Source organism: Pseudomonas sp. TWRC1-2 (assembly GCF_049896685.1).
Taxonomy (GTDB): Bacteria; Pseudomonadota; Gammaproteobacteria; order Pseudomonadales; family Pseudomonadaceae; genus Aquipseudomonas.
The window spans coordinates 1-19766 of record NZ_JAFCUU010000002.1; the positions used below are offsets into that span (position 1 = coordinate 1).

13 protein-coding genes and 2 pseudogenes are annotated in these 19766 nt (G+C 63.4%); 5 read left to right on the plus strand and 10 right to left on the minus strand.

Going from position 1 to position 19766, the window contains the following annotated elements; translation table 11 throughout:
- Positions 1-815 precede the first annotated feature (815 nt).
- Positions 816-7085 (minus strand): amino acid adenylation domain-containing protein, encoded by a 6270-nt coding sequence (locus ACP7B3_RS04360; RefSeq protein ID WP_426178116.1) that lies wholly within the window; start codon positions 7083-7085, stop codon positions 816-818.
- 490 nt (positions 7086-7575) lie between these two features.
- On the opposite strand from ACP7B3_RS04360, the gene ACP7B3_RS04365 reads away from it, so the two are divergent.
- Positions 7576-8370 (plus strand): helix-turn-helix transcriptional regulator, encoded by a 795-nt coding sequence (locus ACP7B3_RS04365; protein WP_106578919.1) that lies wholly within the window; start codon positions 7576-7578, stop codon positions 8368-8370.
- The gene (adeC, locus tag ACP7B3_RS04370; protein ID WP_426178118.1) at positions 8370-9794 is read left to right on the plus strand and encodes an AdeC/AdeK/OprM family multidrug efflux complex outer membrane factor; all 1425 of its coding nucleotides are present in this window, start codon (positions 8370-8372) and stop codon (positions 9792-9794) included. Before ACP7B3_RS04365 ends, adeC begins: the two co-directional genes overlap by 1 nt.
- 42 nt (positions 9795-9836) lie before the next feature.
- Here the strand turns inward: adeC and ACP7B3_RS04375 are convergent.
- The 6 genes and pseudogenes from ACP7B3_RS04375 to ACP7B3_RS04400 form a co-directional block, all read right to left on the minus strand.
- A pseudogene (locus tag ACP7B3_RS04375) lies at positions 9837-10457 on the minus strand (sorbosone dehydrogenase family protein); the annotation flags it as partial.
- Positions 10355-11290: a pyridoxamine 5'-phosphate oxidase family protein gene (locus ACP7B3_RS04380; protein WP_426178120.1), complete on the minus strand. Its 936-nt coding sequence runs from the start codon at positions 11288-11290 to the stop codon at positions 10355-10357. The gene ACP7B3_RS04380 and the pseudogene ACP7B3_RS04375, both read right to left, overlap by 103 nt.
- An 80-nt stretch (positions 11291-11370) precedes the next feature.
- Complete coding sequence (locus ACP7B3_RS04385; protein ID WP_426178122.1) at positions 11371-12255, minus strand: LysR family transcriptional regulator; 885 nt, start codon at positions 12253-12255, stop codon at positions 11371-11373.
- A complete protein-coding gene (locus ACP7B3_RS04390; RefSeq protein WP_426178124.1) occupies positions 12255-13175 on the minus strand; it encodes a LysR family transcriptional regulator in 921 nt (306 codons plus the stop codon). Before ACP7B3_RS04390 ends, ACP7B3_RS04385 begins: the two co-directional genes overlap by 1 nt.
- A 29-nt stretch (positions 13176-13204) precedes the next feature.
- Positions 13205-13837 carry a glutathione S-transferase family protein gene (locus ACP7B3_RS04395; protein WP_426178126.1) on the minus strand — a complete coding sequence of 211 codons (633 nt, stop codon included), beginning with the start codon at positions 13835-13837 and terminating at the stop codon, positions 13205-13207.
- 104 nt (positions 13838-13941) lie between these two features.
- Positions 13942-14169: pseudogene (locus tag ACP7B3_RS04400) on the minus strand (LysR family transcriptional regulator); the annotation flags it as partial.
- Here ACP7B3_RS04400 and ACP7B3_RS04405 point away from each other — a divergent pair.
- Complete coding sequence (locus ACP7B3_RS04405) at positions 14144-14281, plus strand: hypothetical protein (RefSeq protein WP_426178653.1); 138 nt, start codon at positions 14144-14146, stop codon at positions 14279-14281. The pseudogene ACP7B3_RS04400 and the gene ACP7B3_RS04405 overlap by 26 nt on opposite strands.
- Before the next feature lie 141 nt (positions 14282-14422).
- On the opposite strand, the gene ACP7B3_RS04410 is transcribed toward ACP7B3_RS04405, so the two are convergent.
- Positions 14423-15214, minus strand: a complete 792-nt coding sequence (locus ACP7B3_RS04410; RefSeq protein WP_145165900.1) for an ABC transporter permease — start codon at positions 15212-15214, stop codon at positions 14423-14425.
- Positions 15211-15888, minus strand: a complete 678-nt coding sequence (locus ACP7B3_RS04415) for an ABC transporter ATP-binding protein (protein ID WP_426178128.1) — start codon at positions 15886-15888, stop codon at positions 15211-15213. The genes ACP7B3_RS04410 and ACP7B3_RS04415 overlap by 4 nt, the downstream gene beginning before the upstream one ends.
- Before the next feature lie 131 nt (positions 15889-16019).
- Here ACP7B3_RS04415 and ACP7B3_RS04420 point away from each other — a divergent pair, with 131 nt between their 5' ends.
- Both ACP7B3_RS04420 and ACP7B3_RS04425 read left to right on the plus strand, forming a co-directional pair.
- Positions 16020-17096, plus strand: coding sequence for an aldo/keto reductase (locus ACP7B3_RS04420; RefSeq protein ID WP_242199235.1), 1077 nt, complete (start codon positions 16020-16022; stop codon positions 17094-17096).
- Positions 17097-17362: 266 nt separating this feature from the next.
- A complete protein-coding gene (locus tag ACP7B3_RS04425; RefSeq protein WP_426178131.1) occupies positions 17363-18568 on the plus strand; it encodes a DUF1835 domain-containing protein in 1206 nt (401 codons plus the stop codon).
- On the opposite strand, the gene ACP7B3_RS04430 is transcribed toward ACP7B3_RS04425, so the two are convergent.
- A complete protein-coding gene (locus tag ACP7B3_RS04430; protein ID WP_404488452.1) occupies positions 18554-19669 on the minus strand; it encodes a catalase family protein in 1116 nt (371 codons plus the stop codon). The genes ACP7B3_RS04425 and ACP7B3_RS04430 overlap by 15 nt on opposite strands.
- Positions 19670-19766 lie beyond the last annotated feature (97 nt).

Below are 19766 nucleotides of genomic sequence, written 5' to 3' on the forward strand. Positions count from 1 at the left end.
GTGGGCCGCCGCGATGGGCCATCCATGGCCCAACACGGCTAAACCGGCGTCCTGCCGGTTTACCCACGCTCCAAAACCTGCGTTCGGCCAGCGTGGTTTAACGGGGCGCCTAAGATCAAAATCAAAAGCGCGGCCGAGGCGGCCTGACAGCCGACCTGATTCTGGAAGCTGAACTCAATCAAATGTGGGAGCTGGCTTGCCTGCGATAGCATCGACTGGTTATGCCTGATACACCGAGGTGTCTGCATCGCAGGCAAGCCAGCTCCCACAGAAAAGCAAAGCAGTGCGGTGGTGGCGGGCTGCACTCGGTCAAATTGTAGGAGCGGGCTTGCTCGCGAAGGCGGTGGGTCAGTCAACTAATGTGTAGCTGACACACAGCATTCGCGGGCAAGCCCGCTCCCACATTTGGATCTCTGTGCATCAGGTTGATGTGGTGTTGTTCTGCTTTTGATCTGCTTTTGCTTCTACCACTCAGGTCGGCTTTCAGGCCGCCGTGCTTTTGCTTTTGATCTTGCTTGTGATCTGACAGGCCCCGTCAACCACGCTGGCCGAACGCAGGCTTGAATCCGTGGGTAACCCGGCAGGACGCCGGGTTAGCCGCGTTGGGCCATGGATGGCCCGTCGCGGCGGCCCACGGATTCAAGCCGGAGTGAGGGCACACCGAGCCCAGGCGAGGTGCCGAGTGGTGGGGCAAAGACCTTTTGGTTACTTTTGGGGCGTTTGCCAAAAGTGACCCGCTGTAAGAGCGGAACCGCCAGCCGCCGTTACCGCAGCAACGGATATGTACTCCCCCCCCCCCAAAAAAAACCCACCCCTCAAATCCGCCGACGCCGCCCAAGCTGCGGAATAGCCGTCTGCACAACATCCACACACTCCACCCGTGTCGCAGTGCAAGCTGCAAGCTGCGCCAAAGTCGGCTGACTGAACAACGTCCGCGCATCCACATCCAACCCCGCCTTGCGCATACGCGCCACCAAACTCACCGCCAGCAACGAATGCCCGCCCAGCTCGAAGAAATGGTCATGCCGCCCTACCCGCTCCAGCTTCAAGACCTGCGCCCAAATCCCCGCCATCAAGGTTTCCACCTCACCCACCGGCGCTTCATACGCACGGCTGACCACCGCCTCCAGCCCCGGCTCAGGCAGCGCCTTGCGGTCAAGCTTACCGGCGGGATTAAGCGGCAATACCTCAAGCTGCACAAAAGCCGCCGGCACCATGTACTCCGGCAATTGCTCCAGCACGTAGGCACGCAAGGCCTCCAGGCTCGGCGCCTGAGCGCGCAGGGTGAAGTAGGCCACCAGCCGCTCATCGCGAATCAGCACCGCCACCTCGTGCAGCGCCGGATGCGCCGCCAGGCGTGACTCGATCTCCCCCAGCTCCAGGCGCACCCCGCGCAGCTTGACCTGAAAGTCATTGCGCCCCAGAAATTCCAGATTGCCGTCCGGCAAGTAACGCACCAGATCGCCCGTGCGGTACAGCCGGTCACCCGCCACGAACGGGCTGTCGATAAAGCGCTCGGCCGTCATCTGCTCCAGCCCCAGATAACCCCGGGCTACGCCAACGCCGCCGATATGCAGCTGGCCACTGACGCCCATCGGCACCGGCGCATCGTGTTCGTCCAGCACATACAGGCGCGTGTTGTTGATCGCACGGCCAATCGGCAGCTGCAAGGCCGGCACCGGATCGCCGGGTTCCAACGTCCACGCGCTGCTGTCCACCGTGGCTTCGGTGGGCCCGTAGACGTTATGCAAACGCACCTTGGGCAGGCGCGCCTGCACGCCACGGGCCAGGGCTTCGGTGAGTTCGCCACCGCCGCAAAGCACGTCGGTGAGGCTGGTGCACAATGCCGACTCTTCCAGCTCGAGAAACTGCTGCAACATCGCCGGCACGAACTTGATCACCGTGATCTGCTGCTCGCGAATCACTTGCGCCAAATAAGCCGGTTCACGGTGGCCGTCGGGCCGCGCAAGTACCAGGCGCATGCCGTTGGCCAGTGGCCAGAACAACTCCCACACCGAGCCGTCGAAGCTGAACGGCGCACGTTGCAGCAACGCGCCGCCTTCGGCATTCGGGCACAGCCGGGAGCCCCAGTGCATCAGGTTGCCCAGGCCGCGATGTTCGATCATCACGCCTTTGGGCGTGCCGGTGGAACCCGAGGTGTACATCACGTAGGCCAGGTTGGCGACGCTCAAGCCGGGCACCGACGGATTGCCGCTGGGCGCCTGGCTCCAGACGTTCTGGTCAACGTCGATCACCGGGACAGACACCGCGCCCGGCAAGTCGCGGGTGGCGGCGTGCACCAGCAGGGCCACCGGTTGGCTGTCGTTGAGCATGTAGGCCAGGCGCTCGCGCGGATAGCCCGGGTCGAGCGGCACATAGGCGCCGCCCGCCTTGAGAATCGCCAGCAAACCCACCACCAGGTCCAGCCCGCGCTCGACACACAGCGCCACCCGCGAATCCGGCTCGACCCCGCGTTCACGCAGGTGGAAGGCCAGCTGATTCGCGCGCTCATTGAGCTCGCCGTAGGTCAGTTGCCGCTCGCCGGCCTGTACCGCGATGGCATGGGGAATGTGCCGCGCGTGGGCTTCAAACAGCGCCTGCACGGTCAGGGTTTCGGGGTAGCCGGTTTCGGTGGCGTTGAGGTCCACCAACAGCCGGTGCAGCTCGCTGGCAGGCAGCACCGGCACCGTGCGCAATGGCGTGGCCGGTGCGTGTTCGAGTGCGTCGGCCAAGCCGTGCAGGGTCGTGTCGAGGTATGCCAACAGCCGCTGGGCGCCGACCTTGCGCGGCGCCTTGGCCTTGAGCCGAAAGCCGCTGGCAACGTCGTCAACGGTGAGCATCAACGGGTAACTGAGGATGTCTTCACTGCTGAGCAACGCAATGCCCGGTACCAGGTTCAGGCGTGGGTCAGCGTCGGTGTGACGGTAGTTGAGCAGGCTGTTGAACAGCGGCGACGCACTGCTGCAACGCTGGGCCAAGGCGAGCGAGGCCTGTTCATGGGCCAACAAGGCGCTGAGCTGGGTGTGGGTGTCATTGAGCGCATCGAGCACGGTTTGCCCGGCCAGGCGCACGCGCAACGGCAAGGTATTGATGAACATGCCCAGCGCGCGATCGGCGCCCTCGCCGGCTTGCAAACGGCCGAGCAGCACGGTGCCGAACACCACGTCATCGCGGCCCGCGACACGGCTGAGCACATGCGCCCAAGCCAGATGAAACAGGCTGGCAGCGCTGACGCCAAGGGCACGCGCCTGGGCCCGCAGGCGTTGGTTGAGCGCGTCGCCGAGGGGCTGTTCGGACTCCTCGATTTCAGCGCGGTCTGCCTGCCGCTCCTGCAAGCCGAACGCCAGGGTCGGCTCGTCGACATCCGCCAGGCGCTCGCGGAAGAACGCCTCGTGGGCGGCCTGTCGTTCCGGCGCCCGGGTCTGTGCGACCACATTGCGATACGGCACCGGCACCGGCAGTTGCGCCTGCTCCCCAAGCAGGTGCGCGCGGATTTCGTCCACCAGCACGGTGGTCGAGGTGGCGTCGTTGACCAAGTGATGGAAACGCAGCTTGGCAACCCAGCGCCGGTTATGCGGCTCTTCGGCGTAATCCAGGGCCATCAGCGGCGCCTGGCGCAAGTCCAGCGGCTGATGCTGTTCGCGCAGGGGTTGAACCCGCAATTGTGCGTCGCGCCACACCACTTGCATGGGCTGTTCCAGGGCATCCCAAGCCAGGCTGGTACGCAGGATATCGTGACGGTTGATCACCTGTTGCAACGCCTGGGCAAACGCGTCGAGCTGCGCGCGACTGGCGAAACTGAACAGCGCATGTTGCTGATAGGGATCGCGTTCGTCGGTGAGGTGGTGGTAAAGCAAGCCTTCCTGCAACGGCGCCAGCGGGTAGATTTCCTGCACATTGGCCGCCCCTCCCGGAATGCCGGCGACGATGCGATCAATGCCGGGCTGATCCAGTTCGGCCAGCGCGAGCATGTCTGGCGTGATGTGCGTGCAGCCCGACGGGATGCGGTTAGCCGGCACCTGTCTGTCGCTGCCGGCACTGGCCGCCGCCAACGCTGCCAGGGTGGGCTGGCCGAACAACACCTGCACGTCGGCGCGCAACCCGGCATCACGCATGCGTTGCACCAGTTGCACCGCCAGCAGCGAGTGCCCGCCCAGCTCGAAGAAATGATCATGGCGCCCTACCTGCTGCACGTGCAGCAATTGCGTCCAGATCTGCGCCAGAGTGGTTTCCACGCCTTCGCGTGGCGCCTCAAACAACCGCGTCACAAAAGCCGCTTGTGTGGGCGCCGGCAAGGCCTTGCGGTCGAGCTTGCCGTTGGCGGTGAGGGGGAAAGCCTCCAGCTTCACGTAGGCCGCCGGCAGCATGTAGTCAGGCAACGAGGCTTGCAGGTGGGCACGCAGCGATTCGACGGTGACGCTGGCGCGTTCGACATACCACGCGAGCAATTGCCCCTCACGGAACAGCACCGCGGCTTCCATCACGGCCGGGTGCGTGGCCAGCGCGGATTCGATTTCCCCCAACTCGATACGCACGCCGCGGATTTTCACCTGATCGTCATTGCGGCCCAGGTACTCGAGATTGCCGTCGGGCAGCCAACGGGCCAGGTCGCCAGTGCGGTACATCCGGCCGTCGCTGAAGGGATCATCGAGAAAGCGTTCGCCAGTCAGTTGCGGACGGTTGAGATAACCGCGCGCCACGCCCTTGCCGCCGACGTACAACTCCCCCGCCACACCGATGGGCACCGGGCGTTGCTGCTCATCAAGCAAGTAAACGCAGGCGTTGGCGACCGGTGCGCCGATATGCAGCGGCCGGCTCACTTCGACACGCCCGGAGGTGGCGACCACCGTGGCTTCGGTGGGCCCGTAGTTGTTGATCACCTCGAACGTCTGCGTTCGGCTGAACGAGCGTAGCCGGTCGCCGCCGATCAGCAATGTACGCAATGTAGGGTGTTCCAGGCGCTGGCTGAAGGCGTACTCGGCCACCGGCGTCGGCAAAAAGCACACCTGCAACGGCTGCGCGCGCCACCAGTTGAGCAATGCATCGATGTCCTGCGCGTCATCCTGTGCCGGCGGCAGGTGCAGCGTCGCGCCCACACACAGCGCGGGCCAGACTTCCCAGGCCATCGCATCAAACCCGAAGCCGGCCACGCTGGCCGTGTGGCTGCCGGCGCGCAGGTCGAACGCCCGGCAATGCCAGTCCACCAGGTTCGCCACCGTATGGTGCTCGACCATTACGCCCTTGGGCTGCCCGGTGGAGCCGGAGGTGTAAATCACGTAGGCCAGGTTCGACGGCGCGGCGGCGACCCGCGGGCTGTCGCCCAGGTGCACGGCCGGGTACTCCAGGCGGATGACCGGCACGTCCAGCAAAGGCAGGCGATGCAGCAAATCCTGCTGGGTCAGCACCGCCACGGGCGCACTGTCGTGCAACAGGTAGTTCAGGCGTTCGGCAGGATGAGCCGGGTCCACGGGGACATAACAGGCGCCGGATTTGAGGATCGCCAACAACCCCACCAAGGTGTCCAGGCCACGCCGGGCCACAATCGCCACGCGATCGTCCAACTGCACGCCGTGTTCGAGCAACTGCCAGGCCAGCGCATTGGCCTGTTGATCGAGCTGGGCGTAAGTCAGCTGCTGGCCCTGGTGCACCGCCGCGATGGCCTGCGGCGTGCGTGCGGCTTGCGCCTCTATGCGCGCGTGCAGGGTTTGCGGTTCGGTGGCGGGTTGTGCGGTGGCATTCCAACGCAGCAATTGGGCCTGTTCGGCCGGCGTGACCAGCGACAACTCAGCCACGCTCAGCTCGGTGTCTTCCAGGCCCTGCTCCAGCAGCCAGGTAAAGCGCTGCGCCATCGCTTTCACGTCGTCGTGCTGGAAATACGCCTCGTTGTACACACAATGCAGGCACGCGGTGTCCTGGTAACGGTTGCTGCGCAGGTGGATGGCAATCGGCAGCGGCTCATGATGGTTGGAAACCTTGACCGCGCGGGCCTGGACCTGACCGTAACGCAGGTCGTGGTCGTCCTGCTCGAAAGACACCGACAGGTCGAACAACTGGCCGCGATCTGTACGCCGCAGACCCAGCTCACGGTTCATCTCGCTCAACGGGAAGCGTTGATGACGGAAATCCTGTTTGAGCTGGTCACGTATGCCACGCACCAAGGCGCTGAATGGCAACTGCTCGCTGAACTGAAAACGCACCGCACTCACCTGGGTGAACAAACCCACGGTAGACCGAAAACGCGCGTTCGAGCGGTTGAGAATCGGCACCCCCACTACCCACTCATCGCGTTGGCTGGTGCGGGTGAAATACACGTACATCGCCGCCAGCAACACATGAAAGGCCGAGGCCTGATAACGGTTGGCCACTTGTTCCATGCGGTTGAGCAGCGCCACCGGAAACGCTTGCACCAGCGTATTGCTCGGCGCCTGGGCGTTGTGCCGAGGCGTCAACAGCGGCGCGGGCAGCACCTGGTATTTGTCCAGCCAATAGGCACGGTCACGGGCATAACGCGCCGATTGCAGGTAGCGCTGGTCGGTGTCGATGAAGTCGATATAGGACGGCGCCAGTGGCTCCGGTTGCCGACCTTGCTCCAGGTCGCTGTACAGCCGCGCCAGGGATTGCAGCATCTGGCCAAAGCCCCAGCCGTCGAGGATCAGGTGGTGAGCCTGGGTTCCCAGGCGGTAGTGATCATCGTCGAGTTTGACCAGGAAAAACCGAAACAACGGTTCACCGCTCATGGCATACGGGCGGGCCATTTGCGCCTGCATCAATGCCTGGGTCGCGGCCTGCGGGTCGGGCAGCGCAGAGTAATCGTACCGTCCCACTTCCACGGCCATCGCAGGGACGAAGGTTTGCCGAGGCAGACCCTGGTCGTCGCTATGCAGCTGGGTGCGCAATGCATCGTGTTTGGCCACCAGCCGCTCGACGGCGCGCTGGATCAAATCGGGGACCACCGGCCCGGCGAAATCGACATAGCCGCCGATGTTGTACAGCGGTGAGTCGCCCACACGCAGTTGGTCGAGCCAAATGTCTTGTTGGGCAGCGGTGAGGGGGAAGCTGGCCGGCTGGCGGGTGAGATGCGTCATAAGATCCTTCTCATGGGAGGTCAGGCACTGGCCGCGCGAGGGCCCATTTCGCCGAAATTGCCGGATTTGAGCATGGGGGGTCGGGCCTGTCTGTCACCCGAAACCCGGACACCACAAAGGCGCAAAACGGCCTTGACTGAGGGTTCATTGCTGAATCGATTAAACGCTTGTAGGAAATTGGCTATTTGTGGCCGCTACCAATGCTTAAAAGAATTTTTTAAATAAACATATTTTTCATATAAATCAGCATGTTAATTAAATCTAAAAAGCATAGGCGGTTTTTCGTGGGCGGAATGAGCTGTCAGAAACGTCGAATTAATGACGTGGTTTTTATGGCAGGTTGTGTCCCTCGTTTCCGCTGCATACGTAGGACAAATCCCTATGGCTAAATAAAATCTCGAACGCCGAATTACGTTCAAGGAGCACGGACCGCGCCTCACAAACCCAGGGCGCCCCGTCGACGGTTTTCGACATCAAGGATGAGATGGCTATGAGTCTGACCCGCAGTATTGGCGACACACAGAGCCCGCATTTCTACGCCGAAATGGGTGAGTTGATTTCAAGCAGCGGCCACCAGCACTTCGCCGCCAACATGTTGCACCTCGTGGACAAGTGGGTGCCGATTCATCTGGTGGACCTCAGTGAATGGACCCTCGACGAGCTGCGCGACAGCGTGCGCGAGATCAAGCTCCTGGGCAGCGCCGGCGTTAAAAATGACCTGTCTGCGCCGCAGACCCTGCACCCCATCAAAGACCACCCGCTGCTGCGGCAAATGCTGCGCATGCAGGACCCGCTGTTGATTCAAATGAAGGCCAAGGCCAACAGCGCGCACCCGCGCGGCAGTTCACACCAGTGCAACCTGGTGTCGCGCCAGGGCAATCGACGCTGCGTGATTTCGTTCTATCGCCCGCCGACGCAGCCGGGGTTTTCCCTGGCGCAGTTGTCGTTCCTCAAGTGCCTGTCGGACACCCTGCTGCCGTTGATGGAGCGGCACGCGCAAATCCTGCGCCAGGCACCGCATACCGAGATCGAGCCGGCGCACAACCCGCTGGAGCAGTCGCAGTTGCAGCGCGAGTTCTACAAGCGTTTGTCCTTAAGCGATATCACCCTCTCAGCGCGCGAGCAGGAAGTGTGCCTGGGCCTGTTGACCGGCGGCACCGTGCCGCAAATGGCGGAAAAACTCAGCGTGAAAAACAGCTCGATCGAAACCTACCTCAAACGCGCCGCAGCCAAGTTGGGCGTCAGTGGCCGACATGGCCTGGCCAAATGGATGGTTGGCGCCTGATGAACAAAGGGATGCTCACAACGCTAGGCGTGGCCTGGATGCTCGGCGGTTGCTCGCTGATCCCCGAGTACCAGCGGCCGGCGCCGCCTGTGCCGGCGCAGTACCCGCAAAGCGGGGTCTACCGTCTGGCGCAATCGGGCACCGTGGCGATAACCCAGGACTGGCAGCAGGTGTTCCACGACCCGGCCTTGCAGCAGTTGATCGCCAACGCGCTGCTCAACAACCGCGACCTGCGCGTTGCGGCGCTGAATGTGGAGGCGTTCCAGGCGCAGTACCGCATCCAGCGTGCGGACCTGTTCCCGGCCCTATCCGCCACAGGCGCCGGCAAACGCCAGAAGTTGCCGGGCGATGTGACCGGCACCGGCAAGTCTGCGATTACCTCCAATTATTCCGCCACGTTGGGGCTCAGCGCTTATGAACTGGATTTGTTCGGCCGTGTGCGCAGCCTCAGCGAGCAGGCGATGCTCACGTACCTGGGCACCGAAGAGGCGCGACGCAGCGCGCAGTTGAGCCTGGTGGCCAACGTCGCCAATGCGTACCTGACCTGGCGCGCCGACCAGGAACTGCTGGCCCTGGCCCAGCAAACCCTGGATGCCGACGACCACAGCTGGCAGCTCACCAGCCGCAGCAAAAGCGCGGGCAAAGCCTCGGCGCTGGACGTGGTGCAAGCACGCACCGCGGTGGAGAGCACGCGTGCGAGCGTGGCCCGTTATGAACGCCAGGTTGCCCAGGACCTGAACAACCTCGCCCTGCTGGTGGGCGCGCCGGTGGATGAGCATTTGCCGGCGCGTCCGCTCGCCGATGAACTGGTGGCGCGCGTGCCCGCAGGGTTGCCGTCCGACTTGCTGCAACGGCGCCCGGATATCCTCCAGGCCGAATATCAGTTGCAGGCCGCCAATGCCAATATCGGCGCGGCGCGCGCGGCGTTCTTTCCATCGGTGACCCTCACGGCCAACGCCGGCAGCACCAGCACGCAACTGTCGGGGTTGTTCAAGGGCGGCTCGGGCACCTGGACCTTCCAGCCGCAGATCAACCTGCCGATCTTCAACGCCGGCAGCCTGCGCGCCAGTCTCGACTACGCAAAACTGCAAAAGGACATCACCGTGGCCCAGTACGAAAAGTCGATCCAGACGGCTTTTCAGGAAGTCGCCGACGGCCTCGCCGCCCGCCAGACCTTTAATGACCAGCTGGATGCACAACGCGATTTCGTCGCGTCCAACCAGGCCTATTACGACCTGGCCCAACACCGCTACCGCAGCGGCGTGGACAGCAACCTGACGTTCCTCGATGCACAGCGCTCGTTGTTCAGTTCGCAACAAGCGCTGATTGTCGACCGGCTGGCACAGTTGGTGGCGGAGGTAAATCTGTATACGGCGCTGGGTGGCGCGTGGGGGGATACGCCGGTGCTGGCGACGGCAAAATAAAGCGGGTTTGGATGTGGGCTAGCCACATCCTTCGTGCAGCGTTCAAGGGGTGCGCTGTGCCACCCGCCACACCTTGTTGCCCACATCGTCTGCCACCAGCAACGCGCCTCGTAACCGGCCTGCGGGTTGCGGTTCCACGAACCCTGTTCACCGACAAACACGCCATCGGCGAACGCCGTTGGTAATCGGGCACCTGGTGGCTGCCGATTTCGTCACGCTCGTTGACCACTGTCCACAGTTGGGTGGAGCCAGGCTTCCAGATGGCGGCGCGGCGTTCTTCGGCGTCGAGGACATTTTCACCGAGATTGCTGTTGGAGCCCACCGTCACATAGAGCCGCGTGCCGTCCGGGTTGGCCAGCAGGTTTTTGGTCCAGTAATGGTTGATCCCGGCCGGCAGCCCGGTGACCTTTACCGGCGTGGCGTCTATGTGGGTCTGGCCCGAGGTAACGCCACCTTGACCACCGCGTCAGCGTTGCCGATGTACAGCTCATCACCCACCAGCGCCATGCCGAAGCATGCGCTTGGCCGGCTTGTGACAACCACTCCGGCCGCCCTGCAAATCACAGCCAACGGCCCATCGCCAGGCTGAACGGCGAGAACTCGGCAAACTGCCAGCGCAACGCCAACGCTGCCGGGCGCCGTACCGCATGCTCCACGGTCAGCGTCCATAAACGCTGCGCACCGTCGAACATGGCCACTTCGGGGCCGCTGAGGATCAGCGCGGTGCGCCCGGCAATCTGCAGCACGTCGCCCGATTCGAAATCGATAAACAACAGCCCCGCCACAGGGTTGGCCGACAGGTTGCCCAGGGTGTTGAAGAACAGATTGCCGGCGAAGTCGGGAATGGTCAGCACATTGCCGTCGACGCGCACGAAGCCGGTGTTGCCGCCGCGATGGGAGATGTCCACCGAGCGTGCGCCCTCCTCGTCAACGTAGCTTGCGACAAAGAAGGTGTCAGCGTTACGGATCAGGTGTTGCGCGGCGTCATCCAGGCCGTTCAAGGGCTCGACCAAGGTGCCGGGTTGGCGCGCGATGCCCTCGACCGGGCGTTGTTGAATGTACTTGGGGCAGTTGCCGAACGTGTGCACCACCTCGACCGAAAAGCCAGCGTGACCAAGGCTGCCCACGCGCCCGTTCATGCGGTTGCGGCGGCGGGTAGTGAGGTCGATGCCCAGCAGGCCCACGGACGCACCGCGGTGTAACGCAGCCAGCGCCGGGTCGCCTTTGGACGGCAAGCTGTCGATCTGCAAGGTGTGCGGGTCGGGTGAATGAGCAAACCCCGGCGCGCCTTCGAGCAGCGTCGCCCAAGGGATGCCTTGCGCATCCACCACCGCGAGCATCAAGTAGGGCAACAGCGGATAAAAATCCCGATGCTGCTCCGGCAAATGGTCGCGGATCACCTTGGGCCCCACGACTGCCATGCGCTCGGCAACGCCGGCGCTTTGCTGCATCTGCCGCTCGCCGGCATGCCAGGGGGAGGGTTCGATCAGGTTCATGGCGCACACCTCAGTGTTGGATGGGTGAATGCTGCGCTCTGTCGCCCATCGAGAGAATGCCCACGCTTGGCAATCCAGCATTACGCCAACTGAAACGCCGGATGGTCACGCAGCGCTGCCACGCAGTGATCGACAAAACTGCGCACGCGCATCGGCGCGTTGCGGCCTTCGCGGTACACCACGTGCACCGCCAGCGCCGGCGGTTCAAAGGCCGGTAGCAGGCGACGCAACTGGCCGCTCGCCAACTGTTCATGCACCGGGTAGCTGAGGCAGCGAATCAGCCCCGCACCGTGTACAGCGGCATTGATCGCGCCTTGCACCGTGGTGCAACTCAAGCGTGCGCGCGCCTTCAATGAGCCGCCTTTGAAGCCCCAGTCAACCTGATCGGCACTGGCGATCAGGCGATGCTGCTTGAGGTCGTCAGGATGCGCCGGCTCGCCGTGAGCGGCCAGGTAGTCGGGGCTGGCGCAGAGAATCGGGCGCACCTGCCCTACCCTGCGGGCGATCAGTGACGAACTGGGCAGTTCACCGACCAGGATTGCCACGTCCAGCCCCTCTTCATGCAGGTTGGGGTAATAGTCGTGATAGCGGGCAACGAGACGCACGTCGGGGTAACGCTCCATATAGCCAGCCAACACCGGCGCCATGACGTAGCGGCTGAACAGAAACGGCAGAAAAACTTGCAGGTTGCCCTGAGGCTGCGCGTGCAAACCCTGGGCCGAGGCTTCGGCGGCGTCCACCGCCGCCAGCAGGCGCACGCAGTCGGCCAGGTAGGCGCTGCCCGCGTCGGTCAGGCTCACACCTCGCGTACTGCGTTGCAGCAACTGCGCGTGCAGGCGCGCCTCCACACGCGCAATCGCACGCATCAGCGTCGGGTTGGAGACATGTGCGTGACGGGCCGCCGAGGCCAGGCTCGGTTGCCCGGCGAGCGCCGCAAACAGCCGCATGTCGCTATAACGCTGCATCAGCTGCGCCGCCTTAGCACCGGGTTCAGGGCCGCATCCTGCCCGAGGCGCTGAGTGAGAAAGTCGACAAAGGTATGAATTTTGGCCGGTACCCGCGCGCTCTTCTGGAACACCACCTGGATCGGCAGCGGCGCCGGCTCGAAATCCTCCAGCACAATCTCCAGCTCCCCCGCCGCCACCGCCGCCGCGACTTGATAGGACAGCACCCGCGTCATGCCCCAACCCAACCGCGCCAGGTTGATCGCCGCGTTATTGGCCGTGACCACCAGACGCGGCTCGATAGGCACGGTCAGCGGTTGGCCGCCCTCGACAAACCGCCACTCGCTCACCAACTGGCTGGAGGACGACGTGACAATCTTCGCTTCACGCAGTTGCTCTGGCCGCGCCGGCCTGCCGTGCTGGTCGAGATACCCTGGCGCAGCACACACTACGCGGCGCACTTCACCCACCTTGATTGCCTGCTGCCCCGGCTCGTGCAGATGGCCGATGCGCACGGCCACCTCCACGCCTTCATCGACCATGTTCACCACTCGGTCGACCAGCAAAGCGTTGATGTTCACCTGCGGAAAACGGTCCAGGTAATCGCCCAGCACCGGCGCCACATACAACTCGCCAAACAGCACGGGCGCGGTGAGCGTCAGGTGACCGCGCGGGATGGAATAACTGCCTGCCGCCGCGTCCTCGGCCTCGTTCAGTTCGGCGAGGATGCGTCGGCAATCTTCCAGGTAGCGCTGGCCGGCTTCGGTCAGGTGCAGGCTGCGCGTGGTGCGCGCCAGCAGTTGCGTGCCGATGCGTTGTTCCATGGCGGCAATGGCCCGGGTCACGCTGGGCGGCGAGGTTTTCAGGCGGCGTGCGGCAGCGGCGAAGCCCGCCTCCTCGGCGACCGCGAGAAATACCTGCATTTCATGAAATCGGTCCATCGGCGCTCACTCTTCTGGCCACAGATCATTTACGGCGTTTGCAGCCCCACTGCCGTGCGCGGCATGCCGACAAAGCCTGGCAAGGCCTCGATGCTGGCGAGCCAGGCGCGTACCTGAGGGTAGTCGCCCAGCGACACATTGCCTTCCGGCGCGTGGGCGACGTAGGTGTAGAAGGCAATATCGGCAATACTCGGCTGCTCGCTGGCCAGGAAGCGGCTCTGGCCCAGTTGCTGCTCCACCAGCCTCAGCAGGGCGTGCGAGCGACTGATGGCGCTGACGGTATCGACCTCGGCGCCAAACACCACGGCCAGTCGCGCGGCCGCCGGCCCGGCGTGAAGTTGACCGGCAGCGGCCGACAGCCAGCGCTGCACGCGCGCCTGGCCGGCAGGATCACTCGGCAGCCATTGGCCGTCGCCGTAGGTGTTCGCGAGGTAGACCAGGATCGCATTGGAATCGGCCAACACCGTGCCATTGTCATCGATCACCGGCACCTGGCCGAAGTGGTTGAGGCGGGCCATAAAGTCCGGGGACTTCTGCGCGCCCTGCTTGAGGTCTACCAGAATAAACTCGCGGGGCAGCCCCAGCAGCGACAACATCAGCTCCACCCGATGGGAGTGGCCGGACAGCGGGAAACCATACAGTTTGATTGCAGGCTGGGACATGAAAGGCTCCAAGGATGAGGTATCGACGCCCCGCATGTTCCACCGCTGCGCTGATCGCGGGAATCATCAGGATTTACAATCCAGCATTTCACCGGACGAAACAATCACTGCGCGAATAATTCCATGATCAGGCTGAACAGCGTGATCTTCACCGCGCTGCCCAGCTCGGTCCAAGCCAGTCCGGTGCTGGCCTCATACGCCCCCAGTTCGAGGTGACGCGACACGCAATTGGCCGGCAGCGCGCGCGCCGCCTGTTGTGGCAACACCCCGACGCCCAACCCGGCAGACACCAGCGCGAGCATGGTGGTGAACTCGCCCAGTTTCGAGGCGATGTTCTCCCACACCGTGCCGTTCGGTGATGCGGTGCAGGCATTTGAGCTGACGGCGGACAAGACCCAGGCAATGAAGGTGGTGCTGGACTTTGGTGTGGCGGATCTGGATTGAGCCCTTCCCGCCAAATCCTGGAGGAGCTGTCGGGCTTCAGCGAGGCTGTGATAGCGGTGGTTCAGTCAGCTTATTCGGCGACTGATACACCGTTATCGCAGGCAAGCCAGCGCCCACATTTGGGCGGTGCTGGCTGCTGTGTCAGCGCTCTTGCAGCCGGTCGCGCAAAAACCGGTGGTGGGTGGAAAACAGCCGCCTATAGGTGAGCAACACCGCACCTACCGTGCCCAGCGCCGACGACGCGGCGATCAGAAACATGATCACGATCTGATACCGCACCGCGTCCACCGGGCTCTCTCCCGCCAGTACCTGGCCGGTCATCATGCCGGGCAGACTGACGATGCCAACCACCGTCATCTGGTTCAGCGTCGGGATCATCCCGGCGCGTACTGCCTGGCGGATGGCTTCCTGCGCGGCTTCCCAGCGCGAACCGCCCAACGCCAGGATCATCTCGATGGTGTTGCGCCCCGAGGTCAGTTCCTGGGTCATGCGCTCGATGCCCAGTGACACGCCGGTCAGGGTATTGCCAAGGATCATCCCCAGAATCGGGATCGCATACTGCGGCTCGTACCACGGGTGGATGCGGATCACCGCAAACAAACCCACCGCCGTGACCAGCCAGGAGCTGCCCCACACCGACAGGATGCTGTCGACCCGTTGCCCGCGATAAGTTCTGCGCCCACGCCCGGCCGCCGACAGGCCGGCGATCAAGGTCATCGCGCACATCAGCGGCAGCACCACGTACCAGTAGGCAAACTCGAACACCCAGCCCAGCAGATAACCGATGGCCAACAACTGCACCACCGTGCGCACCGCCGCCCACAGCAACTGGCGACCCAGGCCCAGGCGCAACAGCAAAGACAGCGCGCCGTTGATCAGGATCAGCGAGGCGGCGATGCCCATGTCCAGCGCGGTGAGGTTTTGATAATTCATGGTTGGGCCACTGCGCTCAGCACGCCGGCGCTCATCTGCAGGTGGATGGCGCTCATGCGTTGGGCCTGGTCGAGGTCGTGGGACACCCAGATGAAAGCACGCGAGGTGTCGCCGGCAAACCAGGCGTCGATCAGCGCTTCCACATCACGGGACGACGTAGGATCAAGGGCCGCTGTGGGTTCGTCGAGCAACAGCACCTCGGGGTTGAGTTGCAGCGTGCGGATCAACGCGACCACCTGGGCTTCACCGCCCGACAGGTCACCGGCATTTTTGTGCAGAAAGTCCGCCGTTTTCCCGGCATGCCCGAGCAGCGTGGTGACCGCCTGCAGGTCGAAGCGGCGCTTGCGCAACGTCTTGAGGCTGAACGGGAAACGCAGGTTGTCTTGCACCGTGCCCTCAAGCAGCGCAGGGCGTTGCGAGAGGTAGCTGATGTGGCTGCGGTAATGGGGAATTTCGGCATTGGCAACGGGCTGGCCATTCCACAGAATCTGCCCCGCGGTGGGCGCATCCAGCAGCGCCAGCGCACGCAGGAACACACTTTTGCCGGAGCCGGAGGAACCGGTGATCGACACGCGGTCGGCGCTGTTCAGGGTAAAGTCTGTCGGCTCAAGCAAGGCCATTTGGCGACGCTCGTCCACGCGCGTGAGGGCGCGGGTTTCTATCAGTGCGCTCATGGACGCGGTGTTCCTCTTAAATCCTGTTGGGCGCAATGGTGCGGCAGGTGCACGAAGATTTCATGAAAAAATTCAAACTATCGCCGTTCATGTCGTTCACACCTTCACGTGCAATGTAAACAGGAGGCGACATGCAATACCGACAACTGGGCCATTCAGGCCTGCTGGTGTCCGAAATCATCCTGGGCACCGTGCCCTTCGGCGGCCGCGCCGAGTTTGAAAAGTGCGGCGCGGTGGACGTGCCGCAGGCCAAGCGCATGTTCGACATCGCGTTCGACGCCGGCGTGAATATGGTCGACACCGCCGACCTCTACTCCCACGGCCTGGCCGAAGAAGTGGTGGGCAAGGCCTTGGGCGACAAGCGCCACGACATCCTGTTGGCCACCAAGGGCCGCAGCCCGGTGGACAAGAACCCGAACAACTCCGGTTCCTCGCGCTACCACTTGATCCGCGCCTGCGAAGCCAGCTTGAAGCGCCTGGGCACCGACCACATCGACCTGTACCAATTGCACAATTGGGACGGCATGACGCCCATCGAGGAAACCCTCGAAGCGCTGCGCCTGTTGGTCGGTTCGGGGAAGATCCGCTACTTCGGCACCAGCAACTTCACGGCCTGGCAAATGATGAAAACCCTGGGCAAGGCCGAGCTGCACGGCATGCTCAAGCCCATCACCCAGCAGATTTACTACACGCCGGAATCGCGCGAAGCCGAATATGAACTGCTGCCGCTGGCGCTCGACCAGTCCGTCGGCACGCTGGTATGGGGCCCGATGGGCGAAGGCCTGCTGACCGGTTCGACGCGGCGCGGGCACAAACCACCGGCCACTACCCGCCAAGGCAGTGACTGGCCGGAACCCTATGTGCATGACCAGGAACGCGCGCTGGATATCATCGAAACCCTCGCCGCCGTAGGCGACGAGCACGGTGTATCGGTGGCGCGCACTTGCCTTGCGTGGCTCAAGGATCGCCCGGGCATTACCTCGCTGATCGTCGGCGCCCGCACCGAAGCACACTTGCGCGACAACCTGGCGGCTACCGAACTGAAACTCACCGAAGAACAGTCTTCACGCATCGAGGCGGTGACGCGGCGACAGCCGTTGTATCCGTACTGGCATCGCTTCACCGCCGGGATCGACCGTTTTGATCCGGCGGAGCAGCCGTTCCTGGCCGAGCATCAAAAGACCATGGATGCGCGCAAGGACAAGTAAGAGCAACACAACAAAAAGGTGGGAGCGGGCTTGCCCGCGAAGGCGGTGGTGCCGTCAGCACATTGGCTGACTGACACCGCGCTGTCGCGGGCAGGCCCGTTCCCACACGTGCAGGGTTGCACTGAGCGCCAATGCTGCCTATATTTCCCGCCTGGCGCTCTCTACGCCACCTTCCGCGGAAAGGGCTGCGCCCAAGACACTCACGCTGCATTTCATTTCTACGACTCCCAACCTTAAAGCGGAAAAGGTATGTGCAAGGAGATCGTATGTCGCAACGCCCTGTATCCTCCAACACCGATGGCCGTCTTAACCTTGAGCAGCAGCGCAAGCGCGCCAAGGAACTGTTGCCGCGCCTGAAAAGCCAGGACCCCACCGCCACGTTGTCCCAGGCCCAATGGCACGTCGCCCGGCAACTGGGGTTCAGCAGTTGGCCCAAGCTCAAGGCGCATGTCGACGCCCTCGACTTCGCCGCCCGCCACCCCGCATTTGAGGCCAGCGATGAAGCCCGCACCACCCACTGGCGTTGCGGCAGCGACATTGCCCACACCCTGCAGGTGGCGGGGTTCAAAGGCCAGTTCCAGATGCTCACCGACCCGCTGTGCATGGGGCCGGTGCGTGACCTCCCCGGCGACGCGTTCCGTGCGATGCGCAGCGCGTTTATCAGCCAGGCGTTCGCCCTGGACCCCACCGAAGCCGCGCGGCGCATCAGTGATGAATACCACCAGCTTGAGGTCTTGGCCGACGCCGATCACAGCGTGCTGTGGTGCGAGGCGGATGCCTATGACCAGCTGTTCCTGATCCGTGCGTTGGCCGGGCTTGAGCAGGCACCGCGCAAGCTTGAGCTGATCGAAGTGCACCGCATTCCCGGCGTCGAGCGGTTTATCGGCATTGGCCAACTGGCACCCGACGTCCTCGCGTGGTTATGGCCACAGCGCCGGTTGATCGACGATAAGGCCGTGCAGCTGGCAAAGCAGGCCTGGTCGGCTTATTGCAATCCCTCGCCGGTCGACTGGGCGCAACTGGCTCACGGCAACCACCGCGCCCTGCCCTTGCTCGCGCCCGCGCTGAGGCGTCAATTGCAGGAGCTGCCAGGCATGCGAGATGGTTTGTCACTCACCGAACGCTTGTCCCTGCAGTACATCGCCGAAGCCGGGCCCGTGCCCTTTGGCCGGATGTTCGCAGAACTGATGGGCAAGCGTGAGCCGCTGCCGTTTCTGGGCGACATGATGTTCCATGCGTTGTTGCGCCCGTTGATCGATGGTGACGCGCCGTTACTGGTCGAAACTGCAACCGAGCACGATTGGCCGCGTCCCCCACTCGCACTGACCCCACTGGGGCAGGCGGTGCTGAACGCCGACGCCTATTGGCTGGACCATGCCAGCCATACGCGTTGGGTTGGCGGGGTGTGTCTGGAACCCCGCCAACCCCACTGGACGCTGGATGACGACCACCAACCTTTATGGCGTGATTGACGGCCGCGGTTCGTGGATCGGGCACCCGTTGTGCTCAGCCCTGAACCCGGACGACATCTCGTAAGCCGGTTTACGCACGCGCATTACTCCGCCCAACGGGCGATGCGCCGCCAGCCCGTGCCACGGGCTGAAGGCCATGCCGTCGTCGATTTTCTGGACGTTTTCAGGGCTCCAGGCCGCCTGGGGTTCGAGGTCGATGCGCGCCACGGTCACGTACGGGCTGAGGTCCTCGGGCCATTGCACGGAGGCATCTTCGATGGGCATTTTTTCCAGGTCAGTGGCCAATTGCACGCGCACCTCCCAGGTGCCGCCGCTCTGGGCAAAATAAGCCTCGACGGCTGCGCGCAGGCCGTCGGGGTTGTCGCCAAAGTCCACGTGCAAGTCGGTCAATGCCGTCAGGTTGGACGATACCGGCACCACAGCGACTTTGGCGTAGTAAGGGCCATAGAGCATCGGCACCACGCTGGAAAAGCTCTCGCCAAGAATATGGGTCTGCGGATGGCCGCCGAGGCTTTTCAGCGTGCCGCTTTCGCCGCCCATGGATTCAAGGGTGGCTTCCACGCCTCGCAGCAGCGCCGAGAAGGCTTTTTTCATGCCCGGCGCTTTGTCAGTGGTCTTGGCCAACAATTTCAGGGTTTTCAAAAAAGCCTTGGGCGTCGCGGCCGTGAAGGCCTTGGCGTTTTGCATGACGAAATCCTGGGTGACCTCGCCATCACTGCCCGGCAATCGCGGGCCGTCCACGCCGACGATCTTGATTGCCAGCCCGCGGGGCGTGGACACCTTGTCATCGAGAATATCGCCCGGGTTGGTCGAAAAGCGCAGGTACACCGGCAACCTCACCGGTTTAGCAAACGCGCCCTGGGCCAGTGTGGCGGGCAGGTTCTCCAGCACGCTGATGTGCCCGCGCAGCAGGCCATGGGCCTTGGCGTGGACACTGCGAGTGGCGTGGCCACTGTCGCGAAAGGTCGTTTCCATGATGCCGTGCAGCGCTTCGGCCAGCTCCTTGCTGGTCTGCGCTTCATCATCGGGAATCTGTTCGAATGACGGCTCAAAAGCCAAAGGCTGAATTGCTGGGTTGACTGCAGGTAGGTCGTTCATCAGGCGTCTCTCCGCTCGGCAAGGTATTCACGGCAGGCTTTTTTCTAATAGGCAGCGACGACTGAATAAATGCGGCCGTCTTGATTGATAGGGCCGAGGC